A 16,841-nucleotide genomic window follows, 5' to 3' on the forward strand; every position below is an offset into this window, starting at 1 on the left:
GATTGGACCCCGCGTTCTGTTCCCCTAGTCTCTGTCCTGACCGAGTGCAGCCGCAAGCGCACGTCACTCGGCATCATCCAGAACTACATACGAGACGACCCTGACGATGGCCCCGCAGTGCCCGCCCCGCCACGAGCGCGGCGCACGGTTGCCGTTTCAGCGTGCTGATAAAGGAGCAGCTCATGATGGAATCCCCCGCCCAGCAGCTTGGCGACATCGATATCACCTCCACGGAACGAGACGAAAGCGAGCAGGCCGCGAGCGGCGGATTTCTCGATCGCTACTTCGGCATTTCGCAAACCGGCAGCACGGAAAAGCGTGAGGTCGTGGCGGGCGTCACGACGTTCCTCGCGATGGTCTACTCCGTGTTCGTCGTGCCGGGCATGCTCGGCAAGGCGGGTTTCGACACGAGCGCGGTGTTCGTCGCCGTGTGTCTCACCACCGCATTCGGCTCGCTCCTGATGGGCGTCTGGGCGCGCCTGCCGATCGCCATCGGCTGCGCGATCTCGCTGACCGCGTTCACGGCCTTCGGCCTCGTGCTCGGCAAGGGACTCCCGCCGGCGATCGCGCTCGGCGCGGTGTTCCTGATGGGCGTCGTGTTCACGGCGATCTCCGTCACCGGCGTGCGCTCGTGGATCCTGCGCAATCTGCCGACGGGCGTCGCGCACGGCACGGGCATCGGCATTGGCCTGTTTCTGCTGCTGATCGCGTCGAACGATGTCGGCCTGATCATCAAGAATCCCGCGCCCGGCATGCCGGTTTCGCTCGGGCATATCACGGCGTTTCCGGTGCTGATGTCGGTCGCCGGTCTCGCCGCGATCTTCGGTCTGGAGCGCCGGCGCGTGCCGGGCGGCATCCTGCTCGTCGTGGTCGGTCTGTCGGCAATCGGCCTGATCTTCGATCCGTCCGTGCGCTTTCACGGCATCTTCGCGCTGCCGTCGCTGTCGGCGCCGGGCCATGCCTCGCTGATCGGCGCGATGGACATCAAGGGTGCATTGTCGATGGCCGTGCTTCCGAGCGTGCTGGCGCTCGTGATGACCGCCGTGTTCGACGCGACCGGCACGATCCGCGCCGTGGCCGGCCAGGCGGGCCAGATCGACAAGAACGGTCGCATCGTCAACGGCGGCCGCGCGCTGACCGCCGATTCGCTCAGCTCGATCTTCTCCGCGTGCTTCGGCGGCGCGCCGGCGGCGGCATACATCGAATCGTCGGTGGGCGTCGCGGCAGGCGCGAAGACGGGCCTCGCGGCCACGGTCGTCGGCGTGTTGTTCCTCGTGGTGATGTTCCTCTCGCCGCTCGCCGCGCTCGTGCCCTCCTATGCGACGGCGCCCGCGCTCATGTACGTCGGTCTGTTGATGCTCGGCAATGTCAGCAAGCTGCATTTCGAGGATACCGTCGACACGATGTCGGGCCTCGTCTGCGCGGTGTACATCGTGCTGTCGGCGAATATCGTGACGGGCATCATGCTCGGCTTCACCACGCTCGTGATCGGGCGCATCGTCGCGGGTGAGTGGCGCAAGCTGAATGTCGGCACCGTGGCGATTGCGGTCGTGCTCGCGGTGTTCTATCTCGGCGGCTGGGCGATCTGAACGCTGGCTGCATCGTTTGAAACGCAAACGGCGCGCTGTCCGAAAGGACAGCGCGCCGTTTTTTCTCTGAAGCCCGCGGGCCCGTCAGCCAGCGACGCGCGTGCCGGCCATCTTGCGAATGCTGCGATCGACACGGAACATGATCAGCGAAAGCACCAGCGTAATGAACAGGGCTGTCGCACCGGCGACTACGCTGAGCGACTGAAGCGCCGAAATACGCTTTTCGGAAGCCTCTTCCTCCGCCGCGGTCTTTTTCAACGCGATGGCGGCGTGTTGCGTCTCCCACTCGGAACTGAACTGCGTGATGGCCGAACTGACCACCGAGAAGAATTGGTCTTGCGAGCCGTTGACTTTCTTGCCCACGTCGGCCCGCGACAGCACGTCGTCCAGATACTTCGTTTCCGCTTTCCCGAAGTTTGCGCCGCGATCGGGATTGTCCATCCATGAACCGACGAGTCCTTGCAGGTCGCTCTTCTCCAAGGCGAATCCGGTCCCCACGAGACGCTTTCCATGCTTGAGCAGGACGGTATGCACGCCGTCGACGAGCGCGGCTCTTTCCTTTTCCGCCGGGTCTGTCGGCGCGGCGTCGGTTTCATGCTGATCGGCGGCTGGTTCTGCGTTTTCCAGATGGAACGCCGACGCGCTGACTGAGATATCCGAAGGTACGGCCACTGCCTTCGCTTTGTAATTCATCGCGGCCGGCACGCCAGCCACGACCGCGACGATCAACGCCAGTGTCGCGAGCACCAGAAAGATGATTCTGACGAGTTGCAAATAGCCGTTCTCCAGCTTGCTTATGAAGTACATCGTGTGCGCCCTCTTATTCGAGATTTTTTGTCATGCCGACCACGTGGCGCGGCGGCATGGAGTCGAGACCGTCCGCTCGCGCGAACCGGTACGATTATCTCTGAGAGGAATCCTCACGATCCAGGCTTTCTGTAAATTTTCGAATTACCTGCGCGCTGGCGACACGGGCCGCCAGCACGCGTTGCTCGGGCGCTTCTACTTGTCGACGAGCGCCACTTGCCCCGTCTCCAGCAACGACTTGAGATTCGACAGAATCTTTGGCCACCCGCCCGACACGGCCTCGATGAACGGTTTGCTGTCGCTCACGTGCGTAATGGTGAGTTTGACCGCATCGCCCTGCTGCTCCAGTTCGTAAGTGCAGCGCGAATAGCCCGCGTCCTTCAGATCCTCGCGAAACTCGTTGCGCCATTTGAGCACGAGGCGTTTGCCCGGCTCGGCTTCGAGCACTTCGCCCGCGTCCGCGACGCGCCCGTCGGAGAACAGCATCTTCCATGACGAACCGGCCTGCCAGTCGGATTCCTGGTGCATGCCGAACCAATAACGTTTTATATGTTCCGGCGTCGTCAATGCTTCCCATAATTTATCGGGCGTCGTGCGGATGTAGGTCACATATACAAAGGTGTCGCTACTCATGATCGTCTCCTTCAAGCGTGCGTTTGAGGTCGGACAGAGCGTCCAGGCGCGGACGCTCGAACTTGCTGATCCAGCGTTGCGCGATCTCGTGGATCGGCACCGGATTGAGGAAATGACGCTTCTCGCGGCCGTGACGCTGCGTCGACACAAGATTCGCGGCCTCGAGTATCGCCAGATGCTTCGACACGGCCTGTCGTGTCATGCGAAGGCCATCGCATAGTTCGCCGAGCGTCTGCCCATTAGCTTGATGAAGCCTGTCGAGTAGTTGCCTGCGGCTGGCGTCCGCGAGTGCGCGAAAAACCGAATCGTCATCCATGAGCGCATTATGCAACCATTTGGTTGCATGTCAAGCGGCTTCGTTCGATAAAGCAGCGGCCCGAATGCAACAACGCCCCGGAAGCCTTGCGCTTCCGGGGCGTTGTTCGATGCTCTGACCGGGATGCAGTCGCGCGGTGCTTACTTGCGGCGATAGGATTCGACGAGAATCTCGCAGTTTTGCAGATGCAGTTGCAGCGCACGGTTCCACTCGCGACGCACCGCAGCCTTCGACGCGCGCAGCCAGGAACCGAACGAAACGAGCAGGGATTGTTGTGCAGTGGTTTTCATGAGCGGCTCTCAGGGTAAGTAGCTAGGGAATAACCCTAACTATACGCCGTTTACGCTGCATTGCAACAATTTCACAAAAATGCAACAGGGTATCCCCTAGGTCGCCGGTCAGACTTACTGCGGCACGTCCGGCGCGAGTTGCACGCCTTTCTTGAAAATGAAGCAGCCGTAGCCGCGCGTCTCGCCGGTGGCGATCACGCAATACGCCTTCTTCGCGCGCTCGTAAAACGCGAAGCGCTCGACCGACGCAAACGGCACGGCGCGACCTTCGGCGACGTCGATCTCGCGCTGGGCCTCGCGTTGCACGGCGGGCAGCGCGGCCGCGTCGCCGACGACTTCCATCCGCTCGGCGGGATGATCGACGAAGGTATCGAGCGGCAGCACCGAGAGCACCGCCTGCACCGCGCGCGGCGCGCCAACGCCATCGAGCCGCAGCACGCGGCCGAGCACGGTCTGACGAGCGACCGAATCGGCGGGAAAGTTGGCGTCGCAGATCACGACCTCGTCGCCGTGGCCCATCGCGCAAAGCGCGTGCAGGATGTCGGCGTTGAGCAGCGGATCGATATTCTTCAGCATGTTTTCTTGTTCTCCATGACGTTAGGCCCAGTCGATTTATGGTACGCGCCGCCGCGCCGCTAGGGCACGAGCAAGTCGCCCTGCCGCGCCGCGCCGTCGCCCGCGATGCGCGCGACCAGCATTCCCGCCGTCGCGAAACGTGTCCAGTGCCGCGCGTACAGCACGCCCTCGGTCTGCGCGACGAGCGGCACGAGCCGGTCATCGAGCGGGTCGAGCACGTCGGCGATGACGTCGCCCGCGCGCACCGTCTCGCCGATATCCCGCCGATGCAGAATGACGCCCGACACCGGCGCGTGCACGTATTCGCATCCGGCGAGTGGGGTCGCGCGATGACGCAGCGGCGGCGGTTCCTGCGCCTCGCCCGCGATCATGCCGATATGCGTCAGATAATCGACAATGGCCTGAGCATCGCGCGCAGCCATGTCGTGCGACACGTCGCGCACGCCGCGCAGTTCGAGCGTGACGGAGCGCGTGGCCATCGGAATCGGGAAACGATCTTCGAACGCGCCGCGCAGATAGCGCCACGCCGCCGTGCACGCCTCGTCGAACGGCTCGCCGCCCGACACGTCCGCGAGCAACTGCGCCTCGCTGCCGAGATAGCGCGCGAGCGGCTCGATCGCGGGCCACGCGTCAGGCGTCGTATAAAGATGCGCAACGGCTTCCCAGTCGCAATGAAGGTCGATGACGAGATCCGCATCGCACGCGAGCTTCATCAGTTCGAGGCGCTGCGACTCCAGTTCGGTCGCGGGCCGGCGCGCCGCGAGCGCATCGGAAAGCGCCGCGCGGATCACGCGCGCGTTGTGCGCTTCGTCATCGGCGAGACGGTCTTTCAGTTGCAACGCGAGTCCGGCGCCGAACTCGGGAAAGCGCCGGTTGAAGTCCTGACCCGAGCGCATCTCGAAGCGGCCCATCTGCGCGCCGAACCAGTGCTGATTCAGGCCCGCCGGATTCGCGACCGGCACGAGCACCACGCGCGCACCCAGACGTCCCGCGGCTTCCAATCCGGCAAAGTGCTGCTTGAGAATCCACGCGACGACCATGCCGGGCAATTCGTCCGCATGCAGCGACGCCTGGATATAAACCTTGGGCAAATCGCCGTCCTGCGGACCGAACCGATAGCTCGTGATCGCCCGCCCGGTGCCCAGCGACGCACCGACGAGCGGATGGTGATGAATCTGCATCTGCGAAAGTTCTCTCGTCGAAAAGAAAAGGCATCGCGAGCGATGCCTTTGCGGTCGAATGCGTCGGACGGCGATTAGTGGATCGAGATATCCGTCTCGAAGTACTTCGCCATGATGCGCTTGAACGTGCCGTTCTTCCTGATTTCGACGAACGCGTTGTTCAGGCCGTTCTTCAGATCGGCGTCGCCCTTGCGCAGCCCGATGGCCGTGCCCGGACCGATGATCGCCTTATCCTCCACGATCGGCCCGACGAGCGCGAACGGCTTGCCTTGCGGCTTCTTCAGAAAGCCGATGGCGGCTTGCGCGGCGTCGGTAAACATTGCGTCGATACGGCCCGCGACGAGATCCGCCTCGACCTGTTCCTGATCGCCGTACGGCACGACCGTCACGCCCTGCGGCTCCCACTTCACCTTCGCGTAACGCTCCTGCACCGTGCCCTGCTCGACGCCCACGCGCTTGCCCTTGAGCGATTGAGGCGTCGGCAGAATGCCCGAGCCGGCGCGCGCGACGAGTTGCGCGTGAGTGTCGTAGAGCGGCTCGGTGAAATCGATCTGCTTGAGGCGCTCTTCGGTGATGCCCATGTCGGACAAGACGGCGTCGAACTTGCGGGCCTTCAGGCCGGGAATCATGCCGTCGAAATTGTTTTCGACCCACACGCACTTGACCTTCATCTGCGCGCAAAGCGCATTGCCGAGGTCGATGTCGAAACCGGCGAGTTTGCCGTCGGCCTGCTTGGATTCGAACGGGGGATAGGAGGGATCGACGGCGAAGCGGATTTGCGTGATCTCTTTGGCGTGCGCCGAGAATGACACAGCGGCGAGTGCGGCCAGCACCGCCAATGATGCGGACTTCTTGAATGACATGCTTTTCCTTCTGGACTTTCGATGAGACGGCGAACCATCGCGCGCGAACGCGCGAAAAACCGTGAATGGTAACAAAAGCACACGATTGGCCGCACGACGCCGGTCAAGGCACGACCGAAAGAAACAGGAAAGTCGCAAATATCACGAGATGCACGACGCCTTGCAGGACCGTCGAGCGCCCGGTGCCGAGCGTGATGACGGACACGAGCAGCGTCAGCGCCAGCATGACGATTTCCTTGGGCGCGAGCCCGAGCGAAATCGGCTGGCCGATGACGATGGACACGACCGCGACCGTCGGAATCGTCAGGCCGATGCTCGCGAGCGCCGAGCCGAGCGCGAGATTCAGGCTCGTCTGCAGCCGGTTCAGGCGTGCCGCGCGCACGGCGGCCAGGCCTTCGGGCAGGAGCACGAGCGCGGCGATCACGATGCCGACCACGGCTTCGGGCGCGCCCGCCGCCGCGACGCCCGCCTCGACCGCCGGCGAAAGAAGCTTCGCGAGGCCGACCACCGACACGAGCGACAACATCAGAAAACCGAGCGCAAGCCACGCCTCGCCGTTGCTCGGCGGGGGCGCGTGCGGCGCGTCGTCTTCGTCGTGCGCGCCGGCGGCGACGGGCGGGGTGAACGGCAGGAAGTAATCGCGATGGCGGATCGTCTGCACGAACACGAACGTCACATACAGCACGAGCGAGATCACGCCGACGAAAATCAGTTGCGATGTGGACAGCGCAGGACCGACGACCGTGCTCGTGAAATTCGGCAAAACGAGCGTGAGCACGGAAAGCGCGCAGAGAATCGCGAGCGCGGCCGCCGCGCCCTGCAGTTGAAAGTCCTGAACGTGATGCCGCAAGCCGCCGATCAGCAGACACAAGCCGACGATCGCGCCACTGCAGATCATGATCGCGGCGAACACGGTATCGCGGGGCAGTCCGGCTTTTTCGGGGCCGCCGGAGAGCATCACCGAGACGATCAGCGCGACCTCGATCACCGTGACCGCGATGGCGAGCACCAGCGTGCCGAACGGCTCGCCGACGCGGTGCGCCACCACTTCCGCGTGATGCACGGCCGCGAACACGGCGAACGCGAGCGCAATCGCCGCGAGCACGATCATCACGGTGCTGTGGATGAACGCGGCGGCGGCCAGCACGACGAGCGCGAGAATCGGGGTGGCGAGGGTCCAGTCCAGCTTGAGTTTCATCGGCGCTCCGGGCGGATCGGGTGAATGGGATCGTCGGCTCAATGCGATGTGGCCGCAAGGTCTGCAAATCGCGCCGAATGAATCGGACCCGCTCGGGCGCCGGGCGTGCGAAGTGACTGCCGTGACAAGGGGCCGCAGACCCATCGGCATGATAGCGAAAACGCGGCGTGGCGCGTTCGCCCGTGTGCACGGTCGGTTATGCCGGGAAACTCGAGAGACTTGCTCCTCGCGCCGGCACGCCCGCCGGACAGCGCGCGAACCGGCGGAGGTGCCGATTGCGGCCGTGCGCCTCGCCGTCGGTCACGCCGCCTTGCGGGAGGCGTTGCGGGAAAGAGATGTGATCGAACCAAAGGGCGGCGAACGAGTTCGTCGCCCTTCTGACTACGAGAACACGAAGCACGCGACGAAAAGCGGCACGAAGCGCCCGAACACTTCGCGGTGGACCGGAGCGAAGTCGCGCGGCGCGGCTATGCAATCCACGTGCCTTCGATCTTGTGTCGGGTGCGACGCTATCCGCTATCAGTAAGTCGCGCGTCCTCCGGACAAGTCGAACACCGCGCCCGTCGTGAACGAATTTTCCGACGACGCCAGGAATGCAACCATCGCCGCGATCTCCTTCACTTCGACGAAGCGCCCGCGCGGAATCTTCGACAACATGTAGTCGATATGCTCCTGCTTCATCTGATCGAAAATCTTCGTGCGCGCGGCGGCCGGCGTCACGGCGTTCACCGCGATATCGAGGCCCGCGGTTTCCTTGCCGAGACTCTTCGTCAATGCGATCACGCCCGCTTTCGCCGCGCTGTACGCCGATGCGTTCGGATTGCCCTCCTTGCCCGCAATCGACGCGATATTGACGATGCGTCCGTAGCCGCGCGCGATCATCGTCCTGACGACTGCCTGATTGACGTGAAACGCGGCGTTCAGATCGACGTCGATCACGCGCGACCATTCTTCCGGCGCGTAGTCGGCGACCGTCGCGTTCGCGCCCGCGATGCCTGCGCTGTGCACGAGGACGTCGATCTTGCCGAAGCGATCCAGCGTGCGCGAAGTGGCGTTGGCGACCGCATCGCGATCGGTCAGATCGACGTGCATGGTCTCTACATCGCCCAGACAGACCCGCGCCTCGGACAGCGCGCCTTCATCGCGGTCCCACAGCGCGACGCGTGCGCCGCCTTCTCGCAGACGCTCCGCCACCGCGTAGCCGATGCCTTGCGCGCCGCCCGTCACCACGGCCGCGCGATTCGTGAAGTCGTACTGGTTCATGCGTCGACCGTCCGTTGCCGTTGTTCGCCGAGCCCTTCGATGCCAAGGCGCATGGTCTGCCCGGCGCGCAGATAGACCGCTTCGGGCTTCTGTCCCATGCCGACGCCCGGCGGCGTGCCCGTCGAGATGACATCGCCCGGTTGCAGGCTCATGAAGCGCGACAGATAGGACACGATTTCGCCGACCTTGAAGATCATCGTGCTGGTGTTGCCGTTCTGATAGCGCTTGCCATCGACTTCGAGCCAGAGCGGCAGCTTATGCGGATCGGGCACTTCGTCGGCGGTGACGAGCCACGGCCCGATCGGGCCGAACGTGTCGCAGCCCTTGCCCTTGTCCCAGGTGCCGCCGCGCTCGATCTGATACTCGCGCTCGGACACGTCGTTGATCACGCAATAACCGGCGACGTGGCTCATCGCATCGGCTTCCTCGATGTATGCGCCGCCTTTGCCAATCACGACGCCCAGTTCCACTTCCCAGTCGGTCTTCTTCGAGCCGCGCGGAATGCGCACGTCGTCGTTGGGGCCGACGACCGCCGACAGCCACTTGTTGAACACGACCGGCTCGGTGGGCACGGGCAGATTCGATTCCGCCGCATGATCGGCATAGTTCAGCCCGATGCAGATGAACTTGCCGATGCGCCCGACGCACGGGCCGATGCGCTCGCCCGAAGGCACGACCGGCAGCGTCGACACATTGAGCTTCGCGAGGCGCGCGAGCGATTCGGGCAGCAGCGCGTCGCCCGCAATATCGCCGATTACGCCGGACAGGTCGCGGATCGCGCCGCTGGAATCGAGAATGCCGGGCTGTTCCCGGCCGGGCGCGCCGTATCTAAGCAGCTTCATGAGTCGGTGTTTCCTTGACGGTTGGACAGAAGCCCACAATGTAGAGAAGCGGCTCACGCCTGGATAATGAAAGCTGCTGCCTGGGTGATAACTTTCAGTTATCTTCTCGTAGTCCCCTAGCCGCTCTCAGCCATGCTGCCGAATGCCGATTCCATCGCCGCGCGCCTGCGGCTCAAGCAACTGCGCCTCCTGATCGCCCTCGACGATCATGGATCGCTTCATCGCGCCGCCGACGAAATGGCGCTCACGCAGCCAGGCGCCACGAAGTCGCTGCGCGAAATCGAAGCCACGCTGGGCGCAACGCTCTTTACGCGTTCGCCGCAAGGCATCCAGCCCAACGAACTCGGTCGCTGCGTGATCCGCTATGCGCGGCTGATTCACATGGACGTTGCGCACCTGCGCGAGGAAATGGCGGGGATTCTGCAAGGCACGGGCGGGCGGCTCGCGATCGGCGCGATCACGGGTGCGGTCTCGGGCGTGCTCGTCGATGCGCTCGCGCGCCTGCGCGAGCGTCAGCCTCTGCTTACCGTCGAAGTGGTCGAAGACACGAGCGCCCGGCTTCTGGCCCTGCTCGATCAGGGCAGACTGGATGTCGCGATCTGCCGGGCGAGCGTCGCGCGCCAGCCGGATCAATATCACTACGTCGAATTGCGAGATGAGCCGCTCGCGATCGTCGCGGGCGTCGCGCATGCGCTCGTCGATGCGCCGCGAGTCGAACTGAGCGAACTGGCGTCCAGCCGATGGATCGTCTATCCGGCCATCATGCCGATCCGCAGCCTCTGCGAGCGCGAGTTCAAGGAAGCGGGCCTGCCGCTGCCGTTGCATCCGATCGAGACGGCATCGACCATCACCACCGTCCTGTTGCTGCAACGCGACCCCACGCTCGTCGCGATGATGCCGCTCGATATGGCGAGCTTTCTCGCCGATCACGGACTTGCAAGGCGGCTCGCAATCGCCGTGCGATCGCGCACGGAGCCGTATGGCGTCGTGACGAGGAAAGGCGCGACGCTGCCGGCGCCCGCGCGCCTCGTCATCGAAGAACTGACGCGCGTAAAAAACGCGGACGGGTGATGTGCCCGTCCGCGCCTTTGCATTTCTGTCCGACTGCCCGCCCGATTACGACACGAGTTCCGCGTTCAGCGTGATCTTCGCGTTACCCGCGAAGAGCTTCGACACCGGACAGCCTTCTTTCGCGGCCTGCGCGGCCTTGTCGAAGGCGGCTTTATCCGCGCCGGGAATCTTCGCCTTCAGATCGAGCTGGCAGGCGGTGATCGTGAAGCCTTCGCCGTCTTTTTCCAGCGTGACCGTCGATTTCGTTTCGAGGCTCTCGGCCTTCATGCCGGCCATCTCCAGTTGCAGCGAAAGCGCCATCGTGAAGCAGCCCGCATGCGCCGCGCCGATCAGTTCTTCCGGATTCGTGCCCGGACCTTCCTCGAAGCGCGATTTGAAGCCGTACGGCGCTTCGTTGAGCACGCCGGTTTGCGTCGAGATGAAACCCTTGCCGTCCTTGATGCCGCCGCTCCATTTTGCCGATGCTGTCTTTTGCACGAGAGTTCTCCAGAAGATGAAGTGGAACTGCGATGAACGGCGCCGCGCGATGTCGGCGCACGCGTAATGCACGTCTTGGTAATTCGCATGCGCCGTGCCCGGACCGGCACGCTCCGAGCGCGTCGCTTGCATCGTAGCGGATCGCGCCAGCGGGCGCAGAGAGCTTGCGCACCGGCCTATGGCGTTCGGACTATGCCGCCCGCTTTGCCTTGTGCAGCGAGGATTCTCGGGGTCCGGCTGCCGCTGGTCGATTTCATTCGTATGGTCAAAAGCGCTTGCTTCACTTAGCATCCTCTGACCCGCGGATCGACACGCCGCAACCACACGATAACGAACACCACCTCACATGGGTCCACCCACCGAACGCATCCCCGAAGATCGCACGCTTCCCAGTCACGTCGATGTCGTCATCGTAGGCGGCGGCGTCATCGGCATCAGCACCGCGCGTGCGCTAATCGAGAAAGGCCTGTCTGTCGCCGTATGTGAAAAGGGGTACATCGCCGGCGAGCAGTCGAGCCGCAACTGGGGCTGGTGCCGCGCGACGCACCGCGACTTGCGCGAGCTCGAGCTGAGTCTGGAAAGCCTCAAGCTCTGGCGACACATCGATGCCGAACTCGGCATCGACACAGGGTTTCGCCAATGCGGCATCCTCTACGCCGCCGACGATGCGAAAGCGCTCGCCGATCACGAAGCATGGCTCGCGCGCGCCGTGGCGCTCGTCGGCCGCGACGCGCTCGATTCGCGCATCGTTTCGCCGGATGAGACCGGCACGTTGATGTCGGGCGCCGCGCGGCGCTTCGCGGGCGGCATCTACACCCCGAGCGATGGCCGCGCCGAGCCGCAACGCGCCGTGCCTGCGATGGCCGTCGCATTGCGCGAACGCGGCGTGAAAGTGCTGACGCCCTGCGCGGTGCGCGGCATCGAGACGAACGGCGGCGCGATCAGCGGCGTCGTCACTGAGTACGGACGCATCGCGTGCGGGAGCGTGGTCGTCGCGGGCGGCGCATGGACGCGATATTTCGCCGGCAGCATCGGCGTGGATGTGCCGCAACTCATGGTGCGCTCATCGGTGATGCGCACGTCGCCGCTGGAGAATGGCCCCGACGTGAGCGCATGCAATCAGGAGATGGGATACCGCAAGCGTCTCGACGGCGGCTACACGATCGCCAACGCGTTTCATAGCTATCACGACATCACGCCGGACAGTTTTCGCCTGTTCACGAAGTTCCTGCCTGCGCTGAAAAGCCAGTTCGGCTCGACCAAGCTCGCACTGAATGCGCGGTTCTTCGAGGAATTGCGCCGGCCGCGCCGCTGGCCGCTCGATCGGCCGACCGTCTTCGAGACCTCGCGCACACTCGATCCCGCGCCCGTCGAGGCCTTCAACAAGGCCGCGTTCACGGAGTTCCGCGCGCTCTTTCCGGCGCTTGCCGGACTGCGCATCGAACAGGCGTGGGCCGGATACATCGACGTGACGCCGGATGCCGTGCCGGTCATCTCCGCCGTCGACGAAAAGCGCGGGCTCTTCATCGCGACGGGCTTCTCGGGGCACGGCTTCGGCATCGGGCCGGCTGCGGGCAGGCTGATGGCGGACCTCGTCGCCAACGACGCACCGCTCGTCGATCCGCGCGCGTTTCGCCTGTCACGATTCTTCGATGGCAGCAAGATCGAGATGGACGGCGGCTTCTGATACATCGGGCATGCGCGCGCCTGCGGTCGGCACGCGCTAACATACCGGTTTTGCGGACGCCGCCGTCTCGTGGCGTTCGCCCGGTTCAGTTAAACGGCGCACACGCGCCGTTCGTTTTTGAGGCTTACATGGCATCCACGTCTGTCCTTTACATCGACGTCTGGTCGGACTTCGTGTGTCCGTTCTGCTATCTCGAGACGCCCGTGCTCGATCAGTTCCGCAATGCCTACGGCGATGCGGTCGAGATCCGCTGGCACGCGTTCGAGTTGCGCCCCGAGCCCGCGCCGCTGGTCGATCCGAACGACGAGAAGATCGTCGAGTCCTGGGAAAACTCGGTCCGTCCGCTCGCGGAAGAACGCGGCGTGACGATGCGCTTGCCGCCGGTCACGCCGCGCAGCCGCAAGGCCTTCGAGACGGCCATGTTCGCGCGTGAATCCGGCCGCTTCGATCTCGTGCATCGGGCGATCTTCAAGGCGTATTTCGAGGAAGGCATCGATATTGGCGACACGGACTCGCTGCTCGACATCGCGGCAACCTGCGGTGTCGATCCGGAGATGCTCGAAGAAGCGCTCGATGACGGCACGTACACCGATCTCGTGATCGAAGATGAAGAGTTCGCGAAGAAGCTGGGCGTGAGCGGCGTGCCGTTCGCGGTGCTCTCGCGAGAGGCCGCGCCCGGCCAGGAACCGCCGCCGCCGATCGCGCTGCGCGGCGCCGCGCCGATCCAGCATTTCGAGGCGGCCGTCGAGCGGCTCTTTCCGGACGGCTTTCCGGGGGTCTGAACCGCCTTCGCGGTCGGTCGCGCGCGAGCCTAGCTGTGCTCGGCCATGAACGATTTCAACGCGATGCGCTGCGCCGGTTCGAGCGATTCGAACTCGAGCCCGTAGGCCGCACTGCCGTCGACGGGATCGGTCGAGCCCACATGACGCACGATCGCGATGGTGTCGATCTTCACGTCGACTCCATCGGTCTTGAACTGAAACGCGAGGTGCAGACGACCGCCCACTTGCGCGGCGGGATTGGCGACGGTCAAGGACATCCCGTAAGGGCTGATGTCGCTGACACGGCCCAGTTGCCGCGCAGTCTGCGGCTCACCATCGGCCACAAAGTGCGCGGCAAGCCGCGTCGGCATGCGCGCGAATTTGCGCGTGCGCAATCTGCGGATCGCGCCCGGCGCGGACAGCACCGCGTAGTTGAACGGCTCGCGACAGGTGGCATCGACGGTACAGGCGAAGCGGAACACGCCCCGCCCCGTGAGCGCGACCAGATCGACTTGCTCGCCGAGCGTCAAATCGAGCGGATCGAACCCGGCCATCAACGGTTGCGTCACGAATAGCGAGCGCTCTCCATTGCGACGCGGCGTCGAGAATCCGATCACCCGGCTCGCGTACATTGCGGAGCCCGTACCGCCGGTGCCGCGCAACCCGACCCGCGCGCCGATGGTGAGACCGATGTCTTCGAGCGTCAGCGGTCCGTCCTTGACGGCGTCGTCTTCAGCCACGCTCGGTGCCGGCTCCCGGAGCGCGCGGTGCGGCTCGAAATGGCGGAACATGAATTCGAGCGAGTGAGTGTCGGGCACGGTGGCGCCCGCATCGAAGAGCAGGGCGCCATCGGCGGCGACGATCGGCCATTCGAGGCAGGCGTTGAGCGGAATCTCGGAAGCTTCAAGGCGCACCAGCGACTGGCGCGCGTCCACGGCGGTTTCGGCGGTCATCTTTCGGACGATTCTTAAGTTTTTCGCAATCGTCGTGCTTGCCGAGTTTGCCGTCAAGTGCCGCCTGGCAAATTTTACGTTGGCGCACTTAGGTTTTTATCGCCAAATGGACTTCCTACCGGTTAGCGGCGGCCGCCGGTTTATGCGCATAAACGTTTTGATGCGAATGCGTTCTCAGCGAATCGTCGCGCCGGACTCGGCTGAACGAGAGAGCGGCGTGGAGCGCGCATTCGTCACGCTCTCGATCGCGGCGAGTACTTGCGGCACATCGGGTGGCGCGCCCTCTTCGCCGACCGAAATGGAACGCCCCGGATCGTCTACGCCGAAATGTTCGCGCGAGGTCGCGGCGAACAGCATGACCGTGCGACGCTGCAGCGCATGCGCGAGATGCACGAGCCCCGTGTCCGTGCCGACAACGAGTTCCGACGCCTGAATCCAGTGCGCGCATTCGACTACGGATAGCTTCGGCAGAACGACGGCGCCCGGCACGAGCGCTGCAATGGCTTGCGCTTCGCCCTGCTCGCGTTCCGTGCCCCACGGCAGCGCGATCGAGTAACCACGTGCGGCGAGCCAGCGGCCCACCTCGCCCCAATGCTCCTTCGGCCACTTCTTCACATCTGCCGACGTCGCGTGAAAAAGCATCGCAAAACGCGCGTCACGCGGAATATTCAGTTCGCGTGTGAGAGCCGGAAGGCGAATGTTGTAGTCCGGCGTGTCGTCGAGTTGATAGCCGAGTGCGTCGGCGACACTCACGCGCATGCCGCGCCACGCGTCGGTGAGCGGCCGAGGGCCGAAGCGCGCGTTGTACGCGAACGCCGCGCCGCGCTCGCCGAGATCCTGATTCTGGTAGCCGTAGCGCCGCCGCCCACGGGCGATGAACGCAATGATCGCGCTCTTGTACACGCCGTGAATATCGACGATAACGTCGTACTTCTCTGCCCGCAACTCGCCGATCGACGCCGCGATCTCCTTGAGATCGTTCCAGCTGCGCGCCTTCTTGAACTTGCGCAGCGGTGCGCTCAGCACGCGGTCGACGCCCGGATTCCAGCGGATGATATCGGCGAAGGCGGCGTCCGCTGCCCAGTCGATTTTGGCGGACGGAAACGCGCGCCGCAGATCGGACACGACCGGGAGCGTCTCGACGATATCGCCGAGCGACGTGACTTTGACGATCAGAATTCGCTTCATGGATGGTACGGGAATGCTCCGGTGCATGTTTCGGCACAGCAACACGCTGTGCCAGGACCGGAAAACCAGCGATTCTAATGAATTTGAGACAAAGGCACTGTCAGCGTTTGTAAGCGTCGTGCGTAAGCGGACGCGGCGACGGTTCCAGAATAGTCCAATCGGGCATGCCCGTCGCCGCGCGCGATGACGATCAGAGCGAGCGCGCCGAGAAGGTGTCGCACTGGCCGACGTCGCCCGACGACATGCCGCGCCGCAGCCAGCGCTGGCGCTGCGCGCTCGTGCCGTGCGTGAACGCTTCGGGCACGACACGCCCTTGCGACTGCTGCTGCAGACGATCATCGCCAATCGCGGCAGCCGCGTTCAGCCCTTGCTCGAAATCGCCCGGTTCGATCAGCTTCGCGTTGTCGCGTTGCGCGACCGCCGCCCAGACGCCCGCGAAGCAGTCCGCCTGCAACTCGACGCGCACCGACAGCCCATTCGCCTGCTCGCGCGTCATCCGCGAGCGCGCCTGATCGACCTTACCCATGATGCCGAGCACGTTCTGCACGTGATGCCCGACTTCATGCGCGATCACGTACGCCTGCGCAAAGTCGCCGCCCGCGCCGAAGCGGTCGCGCAACTCGCGATAAAACGAAAGATCGATATACACCTTGCGGTCGCCGGGACAATAGAAGGGGCCCATCGCCGACTGTCCCGTACCGCACGCGGTCTGCGTCGCGCCCGAGAACATCACGAGCCTGGGCGCCGGATAATCCTGATTCAATTGCGCCCGGAAGATGTGCTGCCACGTCTGTTCCGTGTTGCCGAGCACGCGGCGCACGAACACGGCGCCGGGATCGTTGGCGGGCTGCGCGTTGCGCGGCGCGGCCTGTTGTTGCGGCGCGTTGCCCTGCAAGACTTGCGCGCCGTTGATGATCGTCATCGGATTGATGCCGAAGAAATACGACGCTGCAAGCGCCACGATGATCGTCCCGATGCCGAGCGACCCGCCGCCGATGCGCAAGCCGCCTCCGCCGCGCCGGTCTTCTACGTTCTGACTTTCTGGCTGGTCATCGAGGCGCATGATGCTTCTCCTACCCGCGCGGTGCGCGTGGTCAAAAGCCATTATGGTACCCGCGCCCGCCGCACGTCTCGTGCCGCTTCAAC

18 protein-coding genes are annotated in these 16,841 nt (G+C 64.3%); 4 read left to right on the forward strand and 14 right to left on the reverse strand.

The genetic code is table 11. The features are described from left to right. Positions 1-182: 182 nt before the first annotated feature. Positions 183-1,589: an NCS2 family permease gene (locus NCS58_RS18500; protein ID WP_061115679.1), complete on the forward strand. Its 1,407-nt coding sequence runs from the start codon at positions 183-185 to the stop codon at positions 1,587-1,589. 84 nt (positions 1,590-1,673) lie between these two features. Here the strand turns inward: NCS58_RS18500 and NCS58_RS18505 are convergent, their stop codons facing one another. The 10 genes from NCS58_RS18505 to NCS58_RS18550 all read right to left on the reverse strand — a co-directional run bounded on the left by NCS58_RS18505 (position 1,674) and on the right by NCS58_RS18550 (position 9,558). Beyond that, positions 1,674-2,396 carry a hypothetical protein gene (locus NCS58_RS18505; protein WP_250477434.1) on the reverse strand — a complete coding sequence of 241 codons (723 nt, stop codon included), beginning with the start codon at positions 2,394-2,396 and terminating at the stop codon, positions 1,674-1,676. A 195-nt stretch (positions 2,397-2,591) separates the two neighbouring features. Continuing rightward, on the reverse strand, positions 2,592-3,029 hold the full coding sequence (locus tag NCS58_RS18510; protein WP_061115677.1) for an SRPBCC family protein: 438 nt from the start codon (positions 3,027-3,029) through the stop codon (positions 2,592-2,594). After that, entirely contained in the window at positions 3,022-3,345 is a 324-nt protein-coding gene (locus tag NCS58_RS18515; RefSeq protein ID WP_250477435.1) for a helix-turn-helix transcriptional regulator, read from the reverse strand. Before NCS58_RS18515 ends, NCS58_RS18510 begins: the two co-directional genes overlap by 8 nt. A 140-nt stretch (positions 3,346-3,485) precedes the next feature. Beyond that, positions 3,486-3,635, reverse strand: a complete 150-nt coding sequence (locus tag NCS58_RS18520; RefSeq protein WP_160147434.1) for a hypothetical protein — start codon at positions 3,633-3,635, stop codon at positions 3,486-3,488. 114 nt (positions 3,636-3,749) lie between these two features. After that, complete coding sequence (locus tag NCS58_RS18525) at positions 3,750-4,211, reverse strand: RbsD/FucU family protein (RefSeq protein ID WP_061115676.1); 462 nt, start codon at positions 4,209-4,211, stop codon at positions 3,750-3,752. A gap of 59 nt (positions 4,212-4,270) precedes the next feature. Then, the gene (locus NCS58_RS18530; RefSeq protein ID WP_061115675.1) at positions 4,271-5,392 is read right to left on the reverse strand and encodes a succinylglutamate desuccinylase/aspartoacylase family protein; all 1,122 of its coding nucleotides are present in this window, start codon (positions 5,390-5,392) and stop codon (positions 4,271-4,273) included. Between the two features lie 74 nt (positions 5,393-5,466). Then, positions 5,467-6,255, reverse strand: coding sequence for an ABC transporter substrate-binding protein (locus tag NCS58_RS18535; RefSeq protein WP_061115674.1), 789 nt, complete (start codon positions 6,253-6,255; stop codon positions 5,467-5,469). Positions 6,256-6,358: 103 nt separating this feature from the next. Continuing rightward, positions 6,359-7,453, reverse strand: coding sequence for a calcium:proton antiporter (locus NCS58_RS18540; RefSeq protein WP_061115673.1), 1,095 nt, complete (start codon positions 7,451-7,453; stop codon positions 6,359-6,361). 519 nt (positions 7,454-7,972) lie between these two features. Beyond that, complete coding sequence (locus tag NCS58_RS18545; protein WP_061115672.1) at positions 7,973-8,716, reverse strand: SDR family NAD(P)-dependent oxidoreductase; 744 nt, start codon at positions 8,714-8,716, stop codon at positions 7,973-7,975. Beyond that, the gene (locus NCS58_RS18550; protein WP_250538849.1) at positions 8,713-9,558 is read right to left on the reverse strand and encodes a fumarylacetoacetate hydrolase family protein; all 846 of its coding nucleotides are present in this window, start codon (positions 9,556-9,558) and stop codon (positions 8,713-8,715) included. The genes NCS58_RS18545 and NCS58_RS18550 overlap by 4 nt, the downstream gene beginning before the upstream one ends. 132 nt (positions 9,559-9,690) lie before the next feature. Here NCS58_RS18550 and NCS58_RS18555 point away from each other — a divergent pair, with 132 nt between their 5' ends. Further along, positions 9,691-10,629, forward strand: coding sequence for a LysR family transcriptional regulator (locus NCS58_RS18555; protein ID WP_061115670.1), 939 nt, complete (start codon positions 9,691-9,693; stop codon positions 10,627-10,629). Positions 10,630-10,674: 45 nt separating this feature from the next. Here the strand turns inward: NCS58_RS18555 and NCS58_RS18560 are convergent, their stop codons facing one another. Continuing rightward, the gene (locus NCS58_RS18560) at positions 10,675-11,106 is read right to left on the reverse strand and encodes an OsmC family protein (RefSeq protein WP_061116053.1); all 432 of its coding nucleotides are present in this window, start codon (positions 11,104-11,106) and stop codon (positions 10,675-10,677) included. A gap of 346 nt (positions 11,107-11,452) precedes the next feature. Between NCS58_RS18560 and NCS58_RS18565 the strand changes: the two genes are divergently transcribed. Together NCS58_RS18565 and NCS58_RS18570 are read left to right on the forward strand one after the other, a co-directional pair. Continuing rightward, positions 11,453-12,793 (forward strand): FAD-binding oxidoreductase, encoded by a 1,341-nt coding sequence (locus tag NCS58_RS18565; RefSeq protein WP_250538851.1) that lies wholly within the window; start codon positions 11,453-11,455, stop codon positions 12,791-12,793. 128 nt (positions 12,794-12,921) lie between these two features. After that, positions 12,922-13,575: a DsbA family protein gene (locus NCS58_RS18570; protein ID WP_250477437.1), complete on the forward strand. Its 654-nt coding sequence runs from the start codon at positions 12,922-12,924 to the stop codon at positions 13,573-13,575. Positions 13,576-13,604: 29 nt separating this feature from the next. Here the strand turns inward: NCS58_RS18570 and NCS58_RS18575 are convergent, their stop codons facing one another. From NCS58_RS18575 to NCS58_RS18585, 3 genes are all read right to left on the reverse strand, one after another. Continuing rightward, positions 13,605-14,507 (reverse strand): flagellar brake protein, encoded by a 903-nt coding sequence (locus NCS58_RS18575; protein ID WP_061115667.1) that lies wholly within the window; start codon positions 14,505-14,507, stop codon positions 13,605-13,607. 174 nt (positions 14,508-14,681) lie between these two features. Beyond that, positions 14,682-15,695, reverse strand: coding sequence for a lipopolysaccharide heptosyltransferase I (waaC, locus tag NCS58_RS18580; protein WP_061115666.1), 1,014 nt, complete (start codon positions 15,693-15,695; stop codon positions 14,682-14,684). A 190-nt stretch (positions 15,696-15,885) separates the two neighbouring features. After that, on the reverse strand, positions 15,886-16,758 hold the full coding sequence (locus tag NCS58_RS18585; RefSeq protein ID WP_061115665.1) for a neutral zinc metallopeptidase: 873 nt from the start codon (positions 16,756-16,758) through the stop codon (positions 15,886-15,888). Positions 16,759-16,841 lie beyond the last annotated feature (83 nt).

This window comes from Caballeronia sp. INML3B, assembly GCF_023631305.1.
Taxonomy (GTDB): Bacteria; Pseudomonadota; Gammaproteobacteria; order Burkholderiales; family Burkholderiaceae; genus Caballeronia; species Caballeronia turbans.